The sequence below is a fragment of the Hymenobacter negativus genome, assembly GCF_017571495.1.
In the GTDB taxonomy this organism is placed as follows: domain Bacteria; phylum Bacteroidota; class Bacteroidia; order Cytophagales; family Hymenobacteraceae; genus Hymenobacter; species Hymenobacter negativus.
In genome coordinates this window covers 327,793-348,407 of the sequence record NZ_JAGETZ010000004.1, presented here as the reverse complement: position 1 = coordinate 348,407, position 20,615 = coordinate 327,793, and the positions used below count along the sequence as shown (strand labels likewise).

The window sequence follows — 20,615 nt, the reverse complement described above, 5'->3', positions numbered from 1 at the left end:
ATGACAGACTGCGCTTAGCTCTCCGTTTTCAGGAGCACGACCTGTGCTTTATCGGCCACGCTAATTTTGCGGCGGAAGTCCACGTAGCCGGAATAGGTGGTTCTGGGCATTCGGCCGCGCTTCAATTCCAGGCGGCGGATGTACTGAATGGTGCCATCTGGCAGGGTGGTGTACTGGCTAGCATAAGCGCCATAGGGAGTGCTGAGCTGGACTGCGGCCGGCAGGGTTTCGGGGCGGAAGCCGGCGGGCAGATGCAGGCGCACGGTGTCGGCGTGCAGGCTAGCCTGGGGCAGCCAGAGGTCGGCTTGGCGCTCGCCCACCTGGGCCGGCAGTGCGGGCAAGCGGCTCAGTAAGTTGGGGTTGATAAACACGCGCTTCCCACTGGGTGGCGCGAAGCCCGGCAGCGTCAGGGCCAGGTTTTCGACTACGCCCGGCAGCTGGCCAGCGGGCTTGGCGGCCAGGTTGAATTTGGTGAGCGTGAACGTGGGCAGCTTGAGGCGGTCCGTAACATATTTCTTTTGTTCTACCGGTCCCAACTCGTGCAGCAAGTGCATGTAGAGGTCCTGTTCCTGTCCGGTGCGGAGGGTGCGGGCCGTGGCCGTGGCACTACCCGTGGCGTCAAGGTAAAGGTCGAGGCGGCGCTCGCGGCGGTTGTCGTTGCTGCCGTAGCGGGGCGTTGCCACCAGCTTACCCCCTTCGGGCGTGAGCAGGAGCGCATGCCGGTTGCCCGTGAAGCTGCCCATGTAGCCGAAGGCTCCGGTTTGGCTGGTGCATTCGAGCCACAGCGTATCGGGCTGGCCGCCTTTTCCCTTCAGCGGCACGCACACAATAACGTGATTGAACTGCGCGCTGGGAAAATCGGTGTGCACGTCTGCCTGGTCCTGACCGGCTCCCACCAGGGCTACGCAGGCCGGCACCCCAGCTGCTTCGAGCAGGGCTTTAGTATAGTTGCTTAGTGCCTTGCAGTCGCCGTAGCCATTCCCGGCTACGGCACTGGCTGGGAAAGTTTGCCAGCCGCCCAGGCCTAGCTGCACTGAGATGTAGCGGGTGCTGCCTTGCAGCATCTCATACACGCGCTGGGCCTTGGTACGTGCGTCAGGAGCATCGCGCACTAGGGCTTGCACCTTGGCCACAGTAGCGGCTGGAAGAGCATCGCGGCCGGCGTTCAGGTCATAATTCCACTGGCTCAGGCCTTGCCAGGTGGCACAGGTGCCTTTGTGGCCTTGCATCTCGAAGGCGCCGGGAGCCAGCGCCACGGCTGGGGTGAGGTCGGCCAGTGGCGGAGCGGCTTCCTCCTCATCCACCGCTGGGAGGTTGGTCAGTTTCCACGCGTAGGTTTCCTGGCTGCCAGCGCTGGTGCGGGCTGCGGCGCACCCGGCGGGCAGGTGCCGCTCCTGGTAGCGGAGGGGCAGCGTGGTGGGCGTTGTTACCTCAAAGCTGGCGGCTTGCACGGCTACGCCCTCTTCCGTCTGGGGCTGCCAGTCGGGGTAAAACAAGGTGTTGTCGGACACAATCTCGTAGTCAAACTCCACCGTGTAGGGTGTGCTGGGCTGGCGCAGGTCGGCGAAGCGGGCGCGGGCGTCGCTTATCAGCGCGCCGTCGCGGCCACCCGCGCCTTCGTCGTGAATTTCCGAGGCGCGCAGCTGATGCAGCAGCCGGCCGTTGGCATCGTACACGGCACCGCGCAGGTAAGCCAGGGTGTTGAGCCCATCGTAGGCCTTGCCCAGCAGGCCAAATTCGTCGGCTGCGGCGTCGAGTACCGTCACCACCCGGTGCACGGTATGCACCAGCCGGCTAGCCGACTTCACGGTCACGACTTCATCGTCGGCCCGAACCACGGCGTGGGCACCCTCACGCAAAGTCGCGGGTATGTCGGCCACCGCGTATTTGGGGGCCGGCGTGGTGGGATGAACCAGAAAGCTACTCAGCGGCAAGGCCGCCAGTAGGGGCAGGAAGGCTTTCATATATGAATAGCTAAGCGAGGGATTAAGCCTTCTTTTTCAGCACGAATTTCTCGCTCTGCTTCGCCAGCATCAGGCGGTAAAGCTCACGTAGGTATTGGTAGTCGCTGGCCGCGTACACGGGTTTGCGCAAGCTCAGGCGACTGGTGATGCTGACCGTGCCTTCACTAGCGGCAATGGTGTAGAAGAATCGGCCGCCGTTGTCGGGCAGGTCCACCACGGTCGGCTTGGGCATTTCGGCCAGTTCGTAGCCGGCTGGCAAGTTGAGTGTCAGCAGCATTGTTTCTTCCTGCAGGGCCCCAAAGTCGACGGGAAAGGTGCGGTTTTCGTGGCGGAAGGGGTTCTGCTCAGAGGCAAATTCGGTGAACGGGTTCAGGTACAGGGCACCTGCCGCCGCTTCTTCGGCAGGCTGGGCAAACTCGTAGTCGAGCACCAGCGGCTTCAGTAGGTTGGTGCGCTCCGATACCGTGAATTTGGGTACCGTCCAGGCCGTGTGCTTGCCCGCAAATTGCGTGCGGTACTTGGTCTCGCCCAGCTTTTCGAGCTCGGTGCGGGCCGTAGCCCCAGCGTAGCCGCTGTATTCTTCGTGCACCTTGCCGCTAAGGGCTCCTTCGGGGGTGAGGGCCAGTTGCACTTGCTGGTAGTGCACCCGACGCTGGCTGGGGGTGAGGTCGAGCCAGCGCGATGCTTTTCCGTCCGGCATCACCAGGCGGCCTACCTGGTTGAGGCAGCGCTCGGGTAGCATGCCGCAGGGCAGGAGGGGCTCGGTGGCATCCAGCAACAGTTCTTTGCCATCGGCCAGGCCCACATGGGCCACCACGTAGTTAAAGCGTGATGAGAGCGGAAATTCCATTGCCACGTATCCGTGCTTGCGGGTGCTGAGCAGCACGGGGTTTGCATCGATGCCGGCCGAGCGCAACGCCGCAATCAGCAGGATGTTGATATCGGCCGCGTTGCCCCGGTGCAGCTCAAACGTTTTGCGTAGCGTGTTTGAAGTATAGATGGTTTCATACTCGTTGTATTTCACCGCATCGCGCACCAGGCTGTGAATGGCTGCCGCCCGTGCCTCTACCGTGGTAGCCGGCCCCAGGCCCAGCTTCGCCACGTTATCTTTCAGAAAGCCGCCCCGGTCCAGTTGCAGGCCAAAGCTGTCATCCTGCAGCAGGGTCGCATCAATTTTTTCCCAAGTACCGGTGAAGTCCTTGCCACCAAAGCCGGGCACGTAAAAGCTGGTCAGCTCCAGGTCCATGCGGGCGGCGTAGTCGCGCATGGTCGTGATGTATGGCTCCTCGCGTAGGGCGGGCACGTTGCGCATGGCCCAGCGGTAGAGGATGGTGCGGGTGGCGCGGGCCCCCATGATGGTGCTGCCCAGGCTTTGCTCGCGTACGCTGAGGGGCAGGTAGCCCCGCATCACGGTTTTATAGTTGAAATAATCGGGGTAATTGACCCGGTATTCGCTCCAGCGTACCGGGATGGCGTACTGAAACTGCCAGTTCGGCAAGCCCATGGAGACACCGGATACTATCGAATAAGTAAACTCGATAACGGAGCCCTCGTGCACATTCGGCATGGTGAACTTGCGAATGTGGATGCGCGTGTCCACATCGTCCGTAAACTTGCCGTCGTCTTCCAGCTTCGTTTTTTCGGTCGTCCCATTGGCTAGGGTGTAGGTGAAGCCCCGCAGCCCTACCAGCTTCTGAGCCCCGGTGACCAGCGGGATTTCAACCGTCGCCCACGAGTAGCCGGCTTTCTTAAGAATTTTAATGCGCGTGGTGCGGTCGGTTATGGCTTGCAGGTGTCCATCGGCTCCCATTTCCATTCGGGCATTACCATAGTCGCACAGTATAACAGCAGCTGCGGCACTGTCGGCCGCGAATGCTGCCGCCGTAAAATCGGCCGGTTCGGGCTTGCCAAACTTGATGGGAACGTCCTGAGCTTGGGCAGCAATACTGCCTAATACTGCGGCCAACGCGGCAGAATATTGTAAAAGCGGTTTCATGCAGATGCAGAAAAGGAAGGTGGAATAGAGGATAAGCTGGCCAAGCGGAACAGGTCTGAAATGCCCGCTCAGCCCGCTTTTTTCTGGATAACGAGCTTTTCGCCCTGTTTCTCCAGCAGCAGGCGGTACAGCTCGCGCAGGCTGGCGTACTGGTCGGGTGCGTACACGGTGCGGCGCAGGCTGAGGCGGCTGGTGAGCTGCACGGTACCGGCGCTGGCTGCCACGCTGTACACAAACTGCCCGCCGTCGTTGGGCAGCTTCACCACGGCGAGCTTGGGCACCTCGGCCAACTCGTAGCCAGCGGGCAGCGTTAGGGTTACCATGGTCGTCTCGTCGGTCGTCGTGCCAAAGTCGACCGCAAAAGTCCGCGAATCGTGCGTAAATGGATTCTGGCTGGGGCCAAAGTCGCTCAGCGGGCTGAGGTAAAGAGGGCCGGTGCTCCCGCTGCTGGCGGGTGCCTGGCTGAACTCGTAGTCCAGCGTCAGGGGCTTCTCCACGTTATCGGCCTGGCCCAGCGCGGCCTTGGTGGTGGTCCAGCCCTCGTGGCGCTGGGCCAGAGTGACCAGGTATTTCTTTTCGCCGTCGGCAGCTAGTGCTTCGCGTGCGGCCCAGCCGGCGTAGCCGCCGTGTTCCTCATGCACCTTGCCCGTGAGGCCACCCTGGGCATCGAGTGCCAGGTTCACCTGCTGATAGTGCACGCAGCGCTGCGTGGGGACCAAATCGACCCAGCGGCTCTTTTCAGGTATTTTGGTGATGAGGCGGCCCGTCTGGCTGAGGCAGCGTTGGGGCAGCACGCCGCAGGGCAGCAGCGGGTCGGTGGCATCCACCAGCAAGTCTCCACCGGTGAGCGTAGGCACCAGCGCCACCACGTAGTTGAAGCGGTCCAGCAAGGGGTATTCCTGGCTGATGCGGCCGTGGTCGCGGGTACTCAGCAGCACCGGTTCGGCCGGAATACCGGCGTCGCGCAGGGCCGCAATAAGCAGCAGGTTCACATCGGCCGAAGTACCGCGGTGGGCCTCGAAGGCCCGGTGCAGAGGGGCCAGCGTGGCGTAGTTATCGGTACCATTGTAGCGCACGGCGGCCAGCACGGCTTGGCGCACCGCCACAGTGCGCGCACTCAGTTCGGGGTATTTGACGGCTAGCGCCTGCAGTTGCTCGTGCAGGAAGCCGGGCCGTCCCAGACGGCCGCCAAAGTCATCGTCGGCCAGCAGGCGGGCGTTTATGCGCTCCCAGGTGCCAGTCAGGTCGTGGTAGGGTTCCTCGGGCCACTGCTCACCGGTCAGTTCAAAGTCGAGCCGGGCCATGTAGTCGTGGGCCGAGGTCATAAACGGCTCTTCCCGGAAAGGCGGCACGTTTTGCAGCACCCACTGGTGCTCCTCGGTGGGCGCGCTGATGGTGAGGCTGCCGTTCGTTTGCCCGGCGCCAAGGCCCGACCCGGTCGGAATTTTGTTGTCGACCTGCAAGTTGGCAGCCCCCACGCTGGCCTTGTTCACGGCGAAGGGCAAGTTGCCCTGATAAATAATCTTGTAGCGGTAAAAAGACGGAATGCTCGTCCGGTACTCGCTCCAGCGCACCGGAATGGTTCGCTGAAACGCCCAGTCCTGAAAGTTGAACAGGAAGTCCGAAGTCAGGGTATATGCGTACTCAATCACGGAGCCCTCGCGCACGTTAGGCAGCGTGAATTCCTGCACGTTCACCTCGGGCGTGCGCTTCTCGATGAAGGCGCCACTGGCTTCCAGCTTCGTCTTTTCCAGCTGGCCGCCCACTAGGTTGTAGGTGATGCCACGCAGGTTGGTTATCTTCTCCTGGTCGTTGTCGTGGTGGTAAAGCGGAATTTCGATGGTGGCCTCATTGTAGCCCGCTTTTTTCAGGATTTTAATGCGCGTCACCCGCTCAAATACGACCTGAAAGCCGCTGCCCTGGCCCCGCAGGCGCGAGCGGCCAAAGTCGCAAAGCACCACCGCCGCCGCACCGCTGTCGGCCGCAAATGGCGCGGCCGTGAGGTCAGTGGCCGCCACCACACCATACTTAATCGGTTCTGGTTGAGCTTGCGCTGCTCGCGCTACCAGTAAGCACCCTCCCAGGGCAGGCAGCATCCGCCGCAGTTGGCGGAGCAGTAAACGTGTTGGCATCAATAAAAAAAGAAAGGGATAGACAGTCTTCGAACCCTAAAAATAAGGGGCCTGCCTCAATCCTAATTCATTCTTCATTATATTTTAATTCCTCCTTGAAATTCTGCTGTTGCGCAGGTGCTAGCGCGGTTCTCCGGTTGGAGTTTGTTGCCCGGTTGGCCGTCGGAGCCAACTCATATCCCAACCAGAGCGTGTGCGCTAAATTACTTCTTCCGCCGCTGGCTCAGGGGTTGGCTCCGCTACGTTGGTGGCCATTGGTGGGCCGGTGGTGGGCACGGTGAGCAGGTAGGCGATGGCCGCCAGCACTGCCAGCAGGCTCAGGCCGTGCACGTAGGGCAGGTGGGTGGCCTGGTTGGCGAAAATCCAGCCGGCCAGCAGCGCGCCCAACCCGATGCCCACTTCCAGGGCGATGTACATGGTGGCTACGCCGCGGCCCCGATGCTCGGGCGGACTCAAGTCGATGGTCCAGGCGTAGAGGGCCGGCGAATTAAGCCCAGTGCCCAGCCCAAACACCGTAGCCGCTGCCAAAAACCACGGCACCGACGGTGCCCACACCAGCAGCGCCAGTCCCAGGGCCAGCAGGGCCGAAGACCAGCGCAGCACCGTTACCCGCCCGTGCGTATCCGAGACCTTGCCGGCCAGCAGCCGCACCGCCAGCGAGGCTGCCGTGTAGCACACGTAGAACAGGCCCTTGGTGGGGCCCACCAGCCCCAGCAGGCGGCTTTGGTCAGGTGTCACCGTGAGCATGGCACCATAGGGAAACAGGCACAGCGCCGTGGTGATGGCAGCTGGCGACACGCGCGGCTCCAGAATTTCGCGCCATTTTAACTTCAATAGGGACAGGTGGAACCGCTGCCGCTGGGCTTTGGGTAGGGTTTCGGTGAGAGTGCCCTGCACCAGCAGCGAGAGCAGAGCCGCCGCGCTGGAGCAATAAAACATGGTGTTCAGCGAAAAAGTCTCGGTCACCCACGAGCCAAAGGCTGGCCCGCAGGCCATGCCCAGCGCACTGGTGATGCCCATCAGGCCCATGGCTTCGCCGCGCCGTTCCATGGGCACGATGTCGGCCACGTAGGCAGCGGTACCCGTAGGCTTGAAGCCCGTGCTGAAACCATGCAGCAGCCGCAGCCCCAGAAAGCCAGTCACCGTCAGTGCCCACGGGTAGAAAAATCCGCACACAAAGCACACCAGCGACCCAAATACCATCACCGGGATTCGGCCCACGGTATCGGCCAGCTTACCCGAAAATGGCCGGGAAATAGCTGCCGTGACAGTAAACAGCGCAATAATAAACCCCTTGTATTCACCGCCGCCCAGCCGGGTGAGGTGGTCGGGCAGCTCAGGCAGCAGCAGGTTGAAACTGGCGAAAAAGAGGAATGATGACAGGCACATCAGCCAGAAGCCGAGGGAATACGTTTTGCCTGCTTTGGTAAGGGATAATGTGGGATTCTGCTTACTCAAGGGCTTTTTGCTTTATCAGGGTGCGCCACGCTTTGCCAGCCTTTGGTACGGCCGTTCAGCAGTACCAGTCCAGCACCCGGCCTCGTCGATACTGAAGTAGTAGGTTCAGTTGACTTCGCTCAGCTGTTCATCTTCTTAGAGCGGGGCATGCCCTGGGCAGCTTTGAGGGTGGCAAAGGTTTTGCGGCCACTATGAAACAGCACTGGCAGGGGGAATGCCGACTTGGTACTGCACGTAAAGGTACGGAAAGGCCGCGAGGGGCAGCCCGCATTTGGGAGCCTAGCCGTCATAGGCGCGGCCGGTTGGAACACGTCGTCGAGTAGGAGAGATGCAGATAACACCCATTTGCGGGTGAGGTAACGGTGTACAATGCAGGAGCGAGGAATGGTGTGGCGCTACGGCTCGATATGTAACCCGGTAAACGTGCCGCCGGTGATGTCGAGTAGTGGCGTAGTTCCGGTGGGAGAAGAACCGACGAAGGTACCGGCGTATTTATCCTGGTCTTCCTGAATGGTGACTGTATTCACGGGATAAGTGGCTTCGATGCCGCCTGCGGTGCGATAGGTCATGGTGAGCAACTGGTAAGACGTGGCCGGTTGGCCCTGTTGGCTCCGAGGCCGCGAGAACATGAGGGTAACGGATTCGGGGCCGGTGGCAGGCTCGGGCGTGGTCAGTAAGTCGATGCTTAGCTGCTCATAGACTTGGTTCATGCGCGCAGGGAAGGAAAAATCCCCTTGGGCTACGCAGCGTCGCTCCACGTTATTGAGTTTGTAACTGCCGATGCCATCCACATTTATTGGCTCTTTGATGCAGCCTGAAGTGCTGAGCAGGAGCACGGCGGCCAAGAGAGCAGTAGGGAGTCGCAGTGGAAGCATAGGACGGTAGTTTATGAAAGCTATAGCCACTCATTGACGCGAAATAAAACACTCGAAATCAAATAGAATAGCAGGCGGTGTCAGGAGATGTGGGCGGACGAATGGAGAGTACAGAAAGATAGAGTTATCCAGCAACTGGTTTAATTTTTCTAGCCATAGAATGTTATACAAAAGGCCGTTCCTAGCATGAAAACGGCCTTTTGTATAACATTCTATGGCTAGGAAATCGGACTTTGCCCAAATCCAGACAAGGGATTCAAACCAGAGCCGTTCCAAGGCTGGAGTAAGGCCCGCCGTCGAACCGGAACCGCTAAGCCCTTATATCAACCTGACAGATGCTCTCTTGGAAAACCACGGGAATCATTAGCTACCAAACAAGGGTGCCAGGGCACGGTGGAGTCCTTGCACTACTTGCCCCTCATCAATGTGCTTGGCGGTGGCAACGTAGTTGGACAGCCGTTGCAGATAGTCGCGGCTGGATTCTACAACGTCGACCAAAGCCGGACGCGTTGTTGCAATGCCGTCCAGATGCGCGGGCAATTCGTCAATCAAGTTGCGCAGAGCCTTGGCGGTTGGAGGATGCTGAAGCAGGGTGCGGTGCGCAATGCGCAGCCGCTCATAGGAGGTCACGGACATGGATTCAATGGTTTACTTCCCGTGCGGCCGCCCCAGCCTCGGGAAAAGGTTAACAATGAAAGCGAGTTCGTTCCTGGCCAGGAAACTGGTATTGCCAAGCCGCTTTGCAACTAGCATGCCAACCGAATGGACACCGGGGTAAATTACAGGTTGGTGGTACGCATTTCCGCCACTTTCCGGCTGCTATTGCGATTTCGGGGACAGTAGAGAGTAGCGCGAACTTTCAACTCGCGTCCTGCAACGACAGCCAAATGGCTTTGAGGAGCTAGTTTGCGCTACTATCTATAAAACTCCGAATAGTTAAGCGTTTTTTAAGTATATACAAGCCACCTTAAGTCTTTCGCGCACGAGCCGAATGCAACATTAAGAAGTTATCCAGCGTAACTCCGGGTTCGTAGCCACGATGGACGTGTGAGGGAACACGGCAGCATAGGAGGGCTATTCAGCGGTGTGGTATCCACAATGCTGGTGGTAGCAAGCAGGCCACACGGCACAGAATCGCCAGCAGGTGTTCAGCACCCAGACCCCGGTGCATCGGCTAGCTCATTGGCCGGTAATGGCCTGCACTTCTTCGAACAGGGCGGCCACCTAGACCCGGCCCTGCTCGTTGGCGGGCGTCACCAGCGCGGCCAGCAAGTGCCCGGGCGTGTCCACAGCGATGTGCACCTTGCTGCCTTTGCGGCGTTTGGCGCCATCGTAGCCCGTTCGGTGCCCGCTTTCGGGCGTGCTTTGCAGCGGGCAGTTGTCCAAAAGCACCGCCAAGGGCTCGGCCGGTCGGCCTTGGGCCGTGCGCAGCAACTGGCGCAAATCGTCGACCCTGCTTTTGAAACAACGGGCTTCGAGCCAGCGGCTCAGCTGCTGGTAGACGGCTGGCCAAGCCAGAAAATCGCCCGACACGTAGCGCCAAGGCACCCCGTTGCGGCACTTGTTCAACGCATTAACGTCAGGGAGGGCGCGGCAAAGGCCTATTCTTCATCGCTGACATCGCTCGGATAACCAGGGTAGGACTTTTTCATCCCCCAATTTCTTCAATTAGTCATTAGAGGGTGTTTGGGATTTACACCGGGTGTAATCGGTTGAGGCACATGGTCGAGTTGGCAATCAGCAACCACGCTTGATGGCTGGCGGGCGTGAATTCGTAGTCGACGGCCAGCCGGCGAAAGCAGGCCAGCCAGGCAAAGGTGCGCTCCACGACCCAGCGCTTGGCCACGGGCACAAAGCCGCGCACGCTTGGCGGCCGGCTGGCCAGTTCGTGGCGCAGGCCCAGCGCCTGCAGGTGAGCGGTCAAACCGCCCCGGTAGCCGTTGTCGGTGAGCACGGTGAGCAGCCGCGGGCCCCAGCCGGGGCGTTTGGGCAGCAAGCCCAGCGCGGCAGCGGTGCCGTCGTGGCCATTTGCGGCGTGCACGAAGCAGGCAAAAATACGCCCTTCCACCTCCGTGGCAATCTGCCGTTTGCGCCCGTTGACGTGCTTGCCGCCGTCCGTAGCCCCGGTGCTCAAAAATGCGCGGGGCCAGCTTGATGCTTTGGCTGTCCACGCACACGAGCGAAGGCGTTGCGGCCCGGTTGGCTGCCAAGCGGTCGGCCCGGTTCAGGGCCTCGTTGAGGCGGGCCCACACGGCCACCTGCCCGCGCCGGAAATAGTAGTATACGGCCGTCCAGGCCGGGAAAGCAGGCGGCAAAGCTCGCCATTGACAGCCGGTGCGGCAGAGGTAGCGCGCGGCGTCGAACACGCGCTGCAAGCACAGGCGCCGGTTGCCGTGCACGGGCAGCAGCGGGTGTATAACTGGCCACTGGGAGTCAGTAAGGGGTTGATAGCCGTCAACCATAAAGCGAAGCGGAGCCTAGGAACTCCGCCCGCAACTTACTGACTCGTCTCTTTTTGCGACAGCCCTAAATCCCAAACACCCTCTTAACACACTCTAGGCTGTGCGGATAATTACCGGAGCCACAACAGGGCTGAAACTAAATGCACCATGCCTAAGAAGCTGCTAGCCGTTTTATCGTAAAGCGTGGCCAGCCGACGAAACGGTTTGAGGCGGCTAAAAAAGCGTTCGACTTTATTGCGGTTCTGGTACAGATTTCGGTCAATGAGCCGTTGAACGAGGCGGTTCTTTTTGCTGAGAATCACAACCTGGGCACCAAAGACGACCACGCAAGTAAGTACCGCGTTCGTATCGTAGGCTTTGTCGGTCAGCACGTTGTCAGCTCCCTTTGCGGCCGGCAGCAGGTCCGCTACGCGTCTGTAATCGGCTTGCTGGCTGGGCCCGAGCACGACGCGCAACGGGTTGCCCAGCGCATCGACCAAGGCGTGGATTTTGGTCTTCAGCCCGCCGCGGCTGCGGCCAAGGGCTTCGGCGCCGATGCGGCTTTTTTCGGCTGCCCGCCGCCTGCGCGTGGGCCCGCACCATGGTCGAATCGAGCATCACCCAATCCAAACCGGGTTCCTGCACGGCCTCGAACAAACGTTGCCAAATGCCCTTTTTGGCCTCACGCCGGCTGCGCTTGCGCAACGTGTCATGCTTGCCGAAGCGGGTCGGCAGCGCCCGCTAGGCGCAGCCGTGGCGTGCCACCCGAAACACGGCGCTGAGAAAGAGCCGGTTGTCGGCGCCCATGCGGCCCACGTCGCCGGCTTTGCTGGGCGTCAAAGCCGCCCATGCACGGTCGCTTATTTCGTCAAAATTGCTCACAAATGAAAAGATAATTGTCCGTGCAATCTAGTGAAAAAATAATTTCACAAATATTTGGAGACAGCCTTTCTTCGTCGGTCTTTTGTCTTGTCCTTTTCACCGCACCTTCCTTTTCACAGCGGTGTCCTTCATAATACCCTTCCATCACCTAGTAGTTGCTAGGTATGATGCAAAGCCGCTTCGCTTCATTGTAAGGGGCTTTTGCACTGATGGCAATGACCATTTAATGGTCAAGGCCATATCTACTCTCTGCTCTTTTGATACGCTTCACGGAAAAAGCGGCCCCACGTCTTTCTTAATCAACTGAGACTTCTCTGCCTAGATGAAAGGTAGGGATGACTGTGAATGGAGTGCTCGGCATTGCTGCTACACCCATTTGCGGTATTCTTTGGCCTACTTGTACGCAATACCCCTTTCTATATGCTGAATTGCTACCGTTCACTTTTACTTGGTGCTTGGGTCAGGATAGCTGCATTACTGCTTATTCTAAGCTTATCCGCTTCGCTTTGCCGAGCAACCGGGCTGAATAACAGCATACCGGATAATGTAGAATACGACGCCTTGATGGCGCTTTTCAACAGTACGGAGGGAAATAATTGGACTAATCACAAAAACTGGGGGGACCCAACCATTGGGTTTGATAAATGGTACGGCGTAACAATTGACAATGATGGAGACGTTGTCGGATTAAAGTTGGCCTTTAATAACTTAGATGGTACAATACCCGAAGAGTTGCTTGCGCTAAAAAAATTACAGATTCTGGAGTTTACGTTCAACCACCTTAAAGACAAGGTCCCAGCAATCGGTGACCTCACCCACCTAACCCGGGCAGATTTTAGCAATAATCAATTCGGTGGAGACATCCCCGGTAATCTTGGTAGTTTAACAGCGCTAACCTATTTTAATATTTCTAATAATCAGTTCACTGGCGATATATTCCAACAACTGCAAGGTTGCACGGCTTTGCGAACGGTGCGCCTAGCGAACAATCTATTTGACGGGAAGCTTCCGCCGCTGTACCAATCCCAATGGGGTAATCTTCTCACTCTTGACATCAGCTACAATGCTTACTCGGGCACCTTGCCCATCACCCTGGCGAGCCTGCCCAACTTGCAAGAGTTTATTGCCCGTGGTAATCGCTTATCCGGCGCTATCCCGGAACTCACCTACTGCTGGAGCCTGCAGACCTTAGACTTGGCGCAGAATCAGTTCTCTGGCAGCATGCCCCAGCAACTGGCGACGCTTCCCAATCTCCAAACCTTTTATGTTTGGGCAAACCAACTAACGACGATGCCGGACTTTAGCACTGCCAGTAACCGGGGCAGCCTCTATGCCAATGTGAGCTATAATCAGATTGGCTTTGGTCCGCTGGAGGCAAACTATGCATCTCCAACACAGTTTCGGATTAATTCGCTTATTTATACCGGGCAGGCCATGCCCACTGGAGAAGTAACAGAAACCCAAAGCATAAGCGAGCCCATTGTCCTTACGTGTTCTTTTTCAGGTAAAAACAATCGGTACCAGTGGTGCAAGAAAAGTGCAGCGGGTGCTTGGGTAGCTATTAGTGGGGCCACCGCAGCTGTTTTTCGTATTGCCGCTCCAACACGGACCCATGCCGGTAGTTACGCCTGCCGGGTGACGAACACGTGGGTAACGAACTTGGAATTATGGACCCAAACGTCGACCATTATTCTAACGGAAAACACGGCTTACACCCCGGCCAATCAGCCAGCGCCCGACCTAAACCGCAACTGGACCATTGAGCGCACTTACGACGGCGTAGATAACGCGGCGGCTAATGTGCTGGCCGAATCAAAGCAGTTTACGGATGGGTTGGGGCGTCCTACCCAAGCGCAGGCCCGGAGTCGAGCAAACCCACACGTGTTTGCCAGCGAAACCATCTACAGTACCGGCGGTCAGGCAGCCGTACAAACCTTGGCAGCTCCTATTGACAACCAAGGCTTTGCCTATAAGGAAAAGTTCGCGGCGGTGACAAAGCCGGCTGAGGCAGGGAATAATCCCCAACCGGCTGGTGTCGCGAACTACCAGCCTATCAACTTTGAAGACGGCAAATGCAATAACCCAGACCCTATAGATATTCAACAGCCCGGTACTTTAGGATATTACTATAGTACGGCGAATGCCCTGGAGCCACTTACGCCCACTACAGCTTACCCTTTTAGCCTAACCGAACCTGCCGAAGGACCGTTGGGCGGTATTAAGCGGACAGCTGCTCCCGGCGATGCTTTTCGTATGGGAGCCGGCCACGAAGCGCGCGGACGAGAAATTCCCCTGTTGAATGAATTTGACCAGTACATGTCCTTGCGGCATCACTTTGTGCCCAGTAGCAGCAATAACGTAACGCTAAAAGCCCAAGGCACTAAAAGCATCAGCGTGGATGGGGATGGCCGGGAAAGCGTAGTGGTCGCCAACAAAGAGGGCCAGAGCATAATCAGTTGCTTAACGGGGGCACAGTACCCGGCAACTTCTATTCAAGCCTTTATCAGCACCGACCCTGCTAACATCTACGATGCCAGCGCGCCACGCTTCCGTGATATTCACATCCCGGCAACTGGCGAGCACCGGCTGGACTTTACCGTTGGTGGTACCGTGCGCGTGATTAATTTAAACGGGGAGGCAGGCGTGAGTTTAACCCATGGCAGCGGTTACCTGGATAGCATCGATGTAGCTGTGCAACACAGCAACTCAACCTCTACCCCGGTATACCTGCTTCCCGGCTTTTATCGGCTCATTTCCCGGCCCAGTGCGACCAACGACCCGGCAGAGCAAACCCAATGGTTTAGTTACAAGGCTGAATACGGAAACTTTAGCTACACTTACTACGATGACGCGGGCCGGGTTGTCGCAACGATTGCTCCAAATGGTTTGAGGCGAGATAACTTGCTCCATAATACGGGATTTGAGCAAGACGCGGCTGGAAATACACTCAGTGGATGGGAAACGTATTTCAGAAACAATCCGGTTGTGGCAACCTACTCCGAGGGTGGGGCACCGCACTCTGGTAGCCTCTACGGGGTACATTGGAATCCCGGTGGTCACGATTCCTACACCTATCAGTTGGTGACCGGACTTCCTAATGGATTATACACGGCGCGCGCATGGGTTAAGAACAGCGGTATCAGTGCGAGCTGGCCAACCCAAGTGGCACAGCTGATGGTAGAGGATTACGGTACTTCCGTCCCAGCGCTGGGCACCACCATTCCAATCACTGGCGCCTCCGGCGATTGGATACAGGTCGAATTGTCTAATATCCCTGTCACTAGCGGCCAATGCAAAGTAGGTTTATGGTCGATTTCCCAGCAAGGAGACTGGATTAAGTTTGATGACGTAGAATTTATCCGCCAACCTGATAATACTCAGCCTGAATTTGTTACGCGTAATACGTACGACACCAGCGGGCAACTCCTGGCCACTGAAAGTGCGGAGCAAGGCCGTAGTGAATACGTGTACGCCCGTGATGGCCGCATCCGCTTTTCGCAGACTGCCTTGCAACGGAAAAATGGACGCTTCTCCTACTCCAACTACGACGAAGTAGGCCGAGTAGTAGAATCCGGAGAATATACCCCGACCAGCACAACAGGCCCTACTTTCCAAAGCCAATTGTCATTGTCTACCCTGCTCCAGGCAGAAGCCAGCACAGACCGTGGTGGTGGAACGCAGACGGGTAGCAGTTCAGCAAGTTCGCCCAGTACAGGCTATGTTGGCAGTTTCAACCAAAGCGGGGCTTACTTGGCGTTTAATGTCACCGTTGCAACAGCTGGTACTTACTCTGTACGGGTTCGTTATGCCGCTGGCGACCCCACTTTCTCAAATCGCACGCTCCCACTGTATCTGCAGAACTCCCAAACGTCAGGTTACCGCTACCACGCTGTGTTTCCGTCTACTGGCTCTTGGGACCAATGGGACATTCAGACATTTGTCTTGCCCCTTGAGCAAGGCGCTAATCGAATTCTTTTCCAACAAGACCGTAGCAACGCAGACCCGGTTCACGAAGGCTATGTAAATTTTGACTACCTCGAAGTTGTGAGTGAGCAGGTGCCAACCAGCAACAGCGTGCTCAATTTGTTAGAGGAGCGCGTGCCGACCAACTCCCTGCTTGCGGCCAATTGCTCGCAACAAAACTATGTTACCTACGACGAGGCGACGACCATTGCCGGACGGACCCAAGACTTTACCATCGGGGCAGTATCCAAAACCCGCAATAACCGGGTGACGACTTGGTACAGCTACGACGAGCTAGGCCGGGTGACGTGGGTGGTGCAGGACATCATGGGACTAGGCGTCAAAACGTTAGACTATAAGTATGACATCGCGGGCAATGTGCTGGAAGTGGCCTACCAACATGGTCAGCCGGATGCTTTCCACCATTACTACGAATACGACCAGGCCCAGCGCCTGTACAAGGTATACACCAGCACCGATGGGACGGTACGTGACTTGCAGGCCAAGTACTTCTACTACCTACACGGTCCGCTCAAACGGGTGGAGGTAGCCAACCGCCTGCAAGGCATCGATTATACCTATACGCTGCAAGGCTGGCTCAAGAGCCTAAACCACGTCAACCAATCGTTGGACCCCGGCGGTGATTCTCCTGCTGGTAATGGCGTGCCCAAAGACTTGCTGGGTCTGACGCTGGATTATTTCGCTGATGACTATAAGAGCCGGGCACAGGATGCTATTAACCCCACCGGGTTGGCCAGCACTAGCAACCCGTTCCGCTACGATGGCACCATTCGGGCCTCCGCATGGCGCACGGGAACCAGTTTTGCCCGACATCAGATGGTGTACCAGTACGATGTGAAAAGCCAGCTGGCTGAATCAACTTATGGCATTCTGGGAATTGCCGGCACCACATATAACTTTCAGCCTACAACATCCTATAAAGAGGGTGGCTTGACCTACGACCCTAACGGTAATATCCAGCGGCTGAAACGTACCAATCAGTATGGCCAGGTCACGGACAATTTTAGCTACCAATACACGCCCGGCACCAATCGCCTCAGCACCGTACATAGCGGCGGCGATTCTAGCTATCCGGCCGTTCTCGATTATGAGTACGATGAGTTGGGGCAGATGACCCATGAGCACGAGGGCACCCAGGACCGGTACCTGCGGTATGATGTAACTGGTAAGGTCACGGGCGTGTACAAAAGTACCTCCAGCCAGTACGCCATTGTCACCTATACCTATGATGACCGTGGTTTCCGCAGCACCAAGATGAACCACGACGACAACGGCGACGTGACCAATACCACTACCTACGTACGCGATGTTGCGGGTAACGTACTCAGTGTGTACGAGAGCAACTACGAGAACCGCTACACACCAACCCGCATTGAGGTGCCGCTCTATGGGTCCGGCCGGGTAGGGGTACTTACCCATGTCGAAGATGGCACGACGACCGGCACCGAAGACTCCCGCTACGAGTTGAATGACCACTTAGGCGACGCCCGCGTGGTGTTTCACCGGCCGACCACTACCGTCTCCACGGCCAGCATGGAACTGAGCCAAGCGGCGAGCCAGGAGGACAGCCAATGGCCCGGCTTGGCTCAGGCACGTTCCTACACCAGCAACGCGCACCAGGGCGTCACGACCCCCAGCGAATACGTGGCTTACGTGCCGCCGGCCCCTACTGGCACCTCTAATACCGGTCCCCACCGCACCGTTGCGGTCGAAAAGGGTGATACGCTCACCTTCTCTGCCTGGGTGGCCCTGCAGGCCGTGTCGGGCAGCAGCATGCCTGGTTCCCAACGTGTACATGTGTTACCGCTCCTCACGCCGGGTGCCCCCCCCGCGCCAGGCAAAGCCTCCACCGACAACGTGCCCTTTGCCGCAGGCCGACCCAGTTGGTTTGGCCGGCTCACGGCGGGCTTCGCCCTCGTGGGCTGGGGCGGCAAGTCGGCCGCTACCACTGCGGGCCGGGGCGTCAGCACCCAGGTGTGGCTGCGCTACCGCGTCTTCGACGAGGCCGGCAATCTGGTGACCGAACACTACCAGTACCACGATGATGCCACGACTAATGCCTGGCAGGAACTGCAAACGGCCGTGCGAGTAGAGCAAGCCGGCACGGTCGAGGTAGCGGTTGGTTCTAATGACCCGAACTGGCACGCGGGCTTTGATGACCTGCGCCTCGAACAGACGGGCAGCATGATTCTGCAGGAGCAGCACCAGTACGCCTACGGCTCGCCAATGGTGGGCCTCAACTATGCCGTGGGCAACAAGCGATACCGCTACGGCTACCAAGGGCAGTTTGCCGAGAAGGATGGCGAGACGGGTTGGGAGAATTTTGAATTGCGGATGTACAATTCGCGTATTGGCCGCTGGACCAGCTATGACCCGGAAGGACAATTTGATTCGCCGTATGTGGGTATGGGAAATAATCCTGTATCTGGGGTAGACCCTGATGGTGGGATAGGTATACCTGTGAATGCTTTCACGAGAGCAGCTAGCTCAGCAAAAATGGTTGATGCTTTCTGGATGTCAATGTCTAACTTATCTAATGTAGCAGTTACAGGAAGTCATTTAGCTTCAATTGGCTTACAGGGATTGAACTATGCAAATAAAGGTGCTATGTTCCTGGGCCGGTATGCAAATGGAACTTTTCAAGGTGAGGAAGCAGCCTTGAGGTCTGCGGGAACCTTCGTAGCTGGACTAGGATGGGGGAAGAATCAGAGTTATCGGCAGACGAGACAGGCAGTAGATGCTCTAGGGCATATCGTGCTTGCATCTCCTTCTGAAAAAATTGAGATGATGGTACAGGCAGGAGAAGCAACAGTTGAATACATAATGAATAGCTCTAATCGAACTCCTGAAGAGTTTGGTCGCGATGTAGGCAGTACAGGAGCAAATTACGTAATAGGAGAACTCACTTTTGGAGCGATTAAAGGGGGTAATATTAATTTTGGCAAAGCTGTTCAATTAAGTTTCCGCAGTCCTGTGACGGCGCCAGGAATGTCTGGTAGAAGAGTGCTTGGAATCAAAGCAGGTAAATTTTCAGCAGCACTTGATAACCATAACTGGGTAATAAGAAGTGCAAAAGATATCAGGGCAGGGCGTGGCCCAATTAGTCAGAAGTTTTGGCATTACCACTTCGGCACAGGAAATGGTGCAAAACCACATATGCAAATCGGCACAGGGCAAAAAATATTGAATGGGTCTCAATTGCGTAATAAAGGAATTCTTGGTTGGTGGTAACTTATGAAAGAGCAACTAAATCTTCTGAAATCAAGCATAGGTAAAACATTACTGTCTTTAAAATGCGACGATATAATTCTCCAAATAAAATCTGGACAACAGATTGATTGCGAAAATGCGTGTATATATATTGAAAGCTTGGGGTGTATTGAAATCGGTTTTGATGAGGGGAGCCACTTCTATGGTGAGAGTGATTTGATTCTCAATTATTCTGATAGCGAGAGTGACGGCATTCAGATGAGTGAATTAGGTGAAATATCCAGTATAATTTATTGGATTTTTACTCCAATAGGTTTCAATCTATTTCCTGCAAAATACCTTGTGCATATCGAACTGTTGACAGATATAAATCCAATTTCTATTGGATTTATTAAAAAAACACAAGAAGGCTCTTTGGTAATTGATATTTCATCAATACATATAAGCACAGGATTAATCGAAGGCAACAGCAATAATCTGGAAAAAAAGAAGCTGAATTAAAATATGATTATTGCCAATAAAATTTACACCTATTTGGTGTATATGATTTTCTTCTTAGCAATATTTGCTACAACATCTTGTAATTGCAACTTTCCTATGGTCTACGTTAACCCAAACAAAATCTTACAAGGATACCATGGTTCTGCCATTCAGCATGAAATATTAGCCACAAAGGTCAAAATAATGCAGCAGCGTGTCGATTCATTAGACACAGAACTGCAAGCCCTCAATACCGCCTCAGCAGCCACGCGCGCGCGCAAAGAGCAGCAGCTATTACGCTACCGCGACGCTGTGCAGCAGCAGGCACAGCAGGAAAATCAGCGCGTGACGCAAGCCGTCCTCAATGAAATCAACGCCTATATCAAGCAATATGGGAAAGAGAAGGGCTACACCTTTATTCTTGGCGCCACCGATAGTGGCAACATTGTATACGCCGCCGAGGGCACTGATGTGAGTGAGGAGGTGCTGAAAGAACTCAATGCCCAATACGACCGCCAACATTCTACTGCTCCACGCTAGATGGTTGCTCATCCATCCTTCAATCTGGTAGTTCAGGGGATAAGCCTGCTCATCGGAACCGCGCTGGCTACCGGGTGTTCGGCCCCGCTCGACCCCACGCAATACCGCGCCTATCTGGCAAACCCCGCGCACGGCTTTACCCAAACGCAGGAGGCCAATGGCATAAGCGTTACCTGCACCTACCGCCCCACAGACTTGCTGGTGTCACAGGAATTAGCACAAAATGCCAATTCCACTACCTCGGCACAACTCGATTCTGTGCGCCGCAGCTATGCTGGCAAAACCTGTTTCGCGTTGGCACTAGCCAAAGACAGCACCGCCATCGAGAACCAATTTGCTACCAACCCTACTGCCTTTACCCAAACGCTTACTTACCTCAGCAATGGCATTGCAGCCGATGTCTTTCTCGTAACCAGCCCCCGCGATTCAGTCCCCGCCTTGGTGAGCATGTATCCGCGCCAATACGGTAATACCCCGCGCTCCACGGTACTCCTGATTTTTGACACCCACCAGCTCAACCTTGAGCAAGGGTTCCACCTCACCTTCCGTAGTACTGCTTTTAACCTGGGCACCTTGCGCTTTCCCTTTCCCGCTGCCACCTTGGCGGACCTGCCTGCCCTGAAATTTAACTAGTTTCCGTTCGCCTACTGCCG

Annotated in this window: 14 protein-coding genes and 1 pseudogene; 4 read left to right on the top strand and 11 right to left on the bottom strand. The window is 56.6% G+C overall.

Annotated features, from left to right (window positions below; translation table 11 throughout):
- Positions 1-14: 14 nt before the first annotated feature.
- From J4E00_RS11220 to J4E00_RS11170, 11 genes and pseudogenes are all read right to left on the bottom strand, one after another.
- Positions 15-1,964: a DUF3857 domain-containing protein gene (locus J4E00_RS11220; RefSeq protein ID WP_208175242.1), complete on the bottom strand. Its 1,950-nt coding sequence runs from the start codon at positions 1,962-1,964 to the stop codon at positions 15-17.
- A gap of 22 nt (positions 1,965-1,986) precedes the next feature.
- Positions 1,987-3,960: a DUF3857 domain-containing protein gene (locus J4E00_RS11215; RefSeq protein WP_208175241.1), complete on the bottom strand. Its 1,974-nt coding sequence runs from the start codon at positions 3,958-3,960 to the stop codon at positions 1,987-1,989.
- Between the two features lie 68 nt (positions 3,961-4,028).
- A complete protein-coding gene (locus J4E00_RS11210) occupies positions 4,029-6,092 on the bottom strand; it encodes a DUF3857 domain-containing protein (RefSeq protein ID WP_208175240.1) in 2,064 nt (687 codons plus the stop codon).
- Between the two features lie 198 nt (positions 6,093-6,290).
- The gene (locus tag J4E00_RS11205) at positions 6,291-7,481 is read right to left on the bottom strand and encodes an MFS transporter (protein WP_208175239.1); all 1,191 of its coding nucleotides are present in this window, start codon (positions 7,479-7,481) and stop codon (positions 6,291-6,293) included.
- Positions 7,482-7,945: 464 nt separating this feature from the next.
- The gene (locus J4E00_RS11200) at positions 7,946-8,425 is read right to left on the bottom strand and encodes a hypothetical protein (protein ID WP_208175238.1); all 480 of its coding nucleotides are present in this window, start codon (positions 8,423-8,425) and stop codon (positions 7,946-7,948) included.
- A gap of 363 nt (positions 8,426-8,788) precedes the next feature.
- Entirely contained in the window at positions 8,789-9,061 is a 273-nt protein-coding gene (locus J4E00_RS11195) for a hypothetical protein (RefSeq protein WP_208175237.1), read from the bottom strand.
- A gap of 588 nt (positions 9,062-9,649) precedes the next feature.
- Positions 9,650-9,994 carry a transposase gene (locus J4E00_RS11190; RefSeq protein ID WP_208175236.1) on the bottom strand — a complete coding sequence of 115 codons (345 nt, stop codon included), beginning with the start codon at positions 9,992-9,994 and terminating at the stop codon, positions 9,650-9,652.
- A gap of 124 nt (positions 9,995-10,118) precedes the next feature.
- Positions 10,119-10,559, bottom strand: a complete 441-nt coding sequence (locus J4E00_RS11185; protein ID WP_208175235.1) for a transposase — start codon at positions 10,557-10,559, stop codon at positions 10,119-10,121.
- Positions 10,560-10,677: 118 nt separating this feature from the next.
- Positions 10,678-10,887 (bottom strand): annotated as a pseudogene (locus tag J4E00_RS30265) (transposase); the annotation flags it as partial.
- A 110-nt stretch (positions 10,888-10,997) separates the two neighbouring features.
- The gene (locus tag J4E00_RS11175; protein WP_208175475.1) at positions 10,998-11,477 is read right to left on the bottom strand and encodes an IS5 family transposase; all 480 of its coding nucleotides are present in this window, start codon (positions 11,475-11,477) and stop codon (positions 10,998-11,000) included.
- A 130-nt stretch (positions 11,478-11,607) separates the two neighbouring features.
- Complete coding sequence (locus J4E00_RS11170) at positions 11,608-11,748, bottom strand: hypothetical protein (RefSeq protein ID WP_208175234.1); 141 nt, start codon at positions 11,746-11,748, stop codon at positions 11,608-11,610.
- Positions 11,749-12,168: 420 nt separating this feature from the next.
- On the opposite strand from J4E00_RS11170, the gene J4E00_RS11165 reads away from it, so the two are divergent.
- Genes J4E00_RS11165 through J4E00_RS11150 form a run of 4 tightly spaced genes read left to right on the top strand, consistent with a single transcriptional unit; the run spans position 12,169 to position 20,595 of the window.
- On the top strand, positions 12,169-18,963 hold the full coding sequence (locus J4E00_RS11165; RefSeq protein WP_208175233.1) for an RHS repeat-associated core domain-containing protein: 6,795 nt from the start codon (positions 12,169-12,171) through the stop codon (positions 18,961-18,963).
- Positions 18,964-18,966: 3 nt separating this feature from the next.
- Positions 18,967-19,443, top strand: coding sequence for a hypothetical protein (locus tag J4E00_RS11160; protein ID WP_208175232.1), 477 nt, complete (start codon positions 18,967-18,969; stop codon positions 19,441-19,443).
- A gap of 3 nt (positions 19,444-19,446) precedes the next feature.
- Positions 19,447-19,962, top strand: coding sequence for an OmpH family outer membrane protein (locus J4E00_RS11155; RefSeq protein ID WP_208175231.1), 516 nt, complete (start codon positions 19,447-19,449; stop codon positions 19,960-19,962).
- Complete coding sequence (locus J4E00_RS11150) at positions 19,963-20,595, top strand: hypothetical protein (RefSeq protein ID WP_208175230.1); 633 nt, start codon at positions 19,963-19,965, stop codon at positions 20,593-20,595. It begins immediately after the preceding gene.
- The last annotated feature ends 20 nt before the right edge of the window (positions 20,596-20,615 follow it).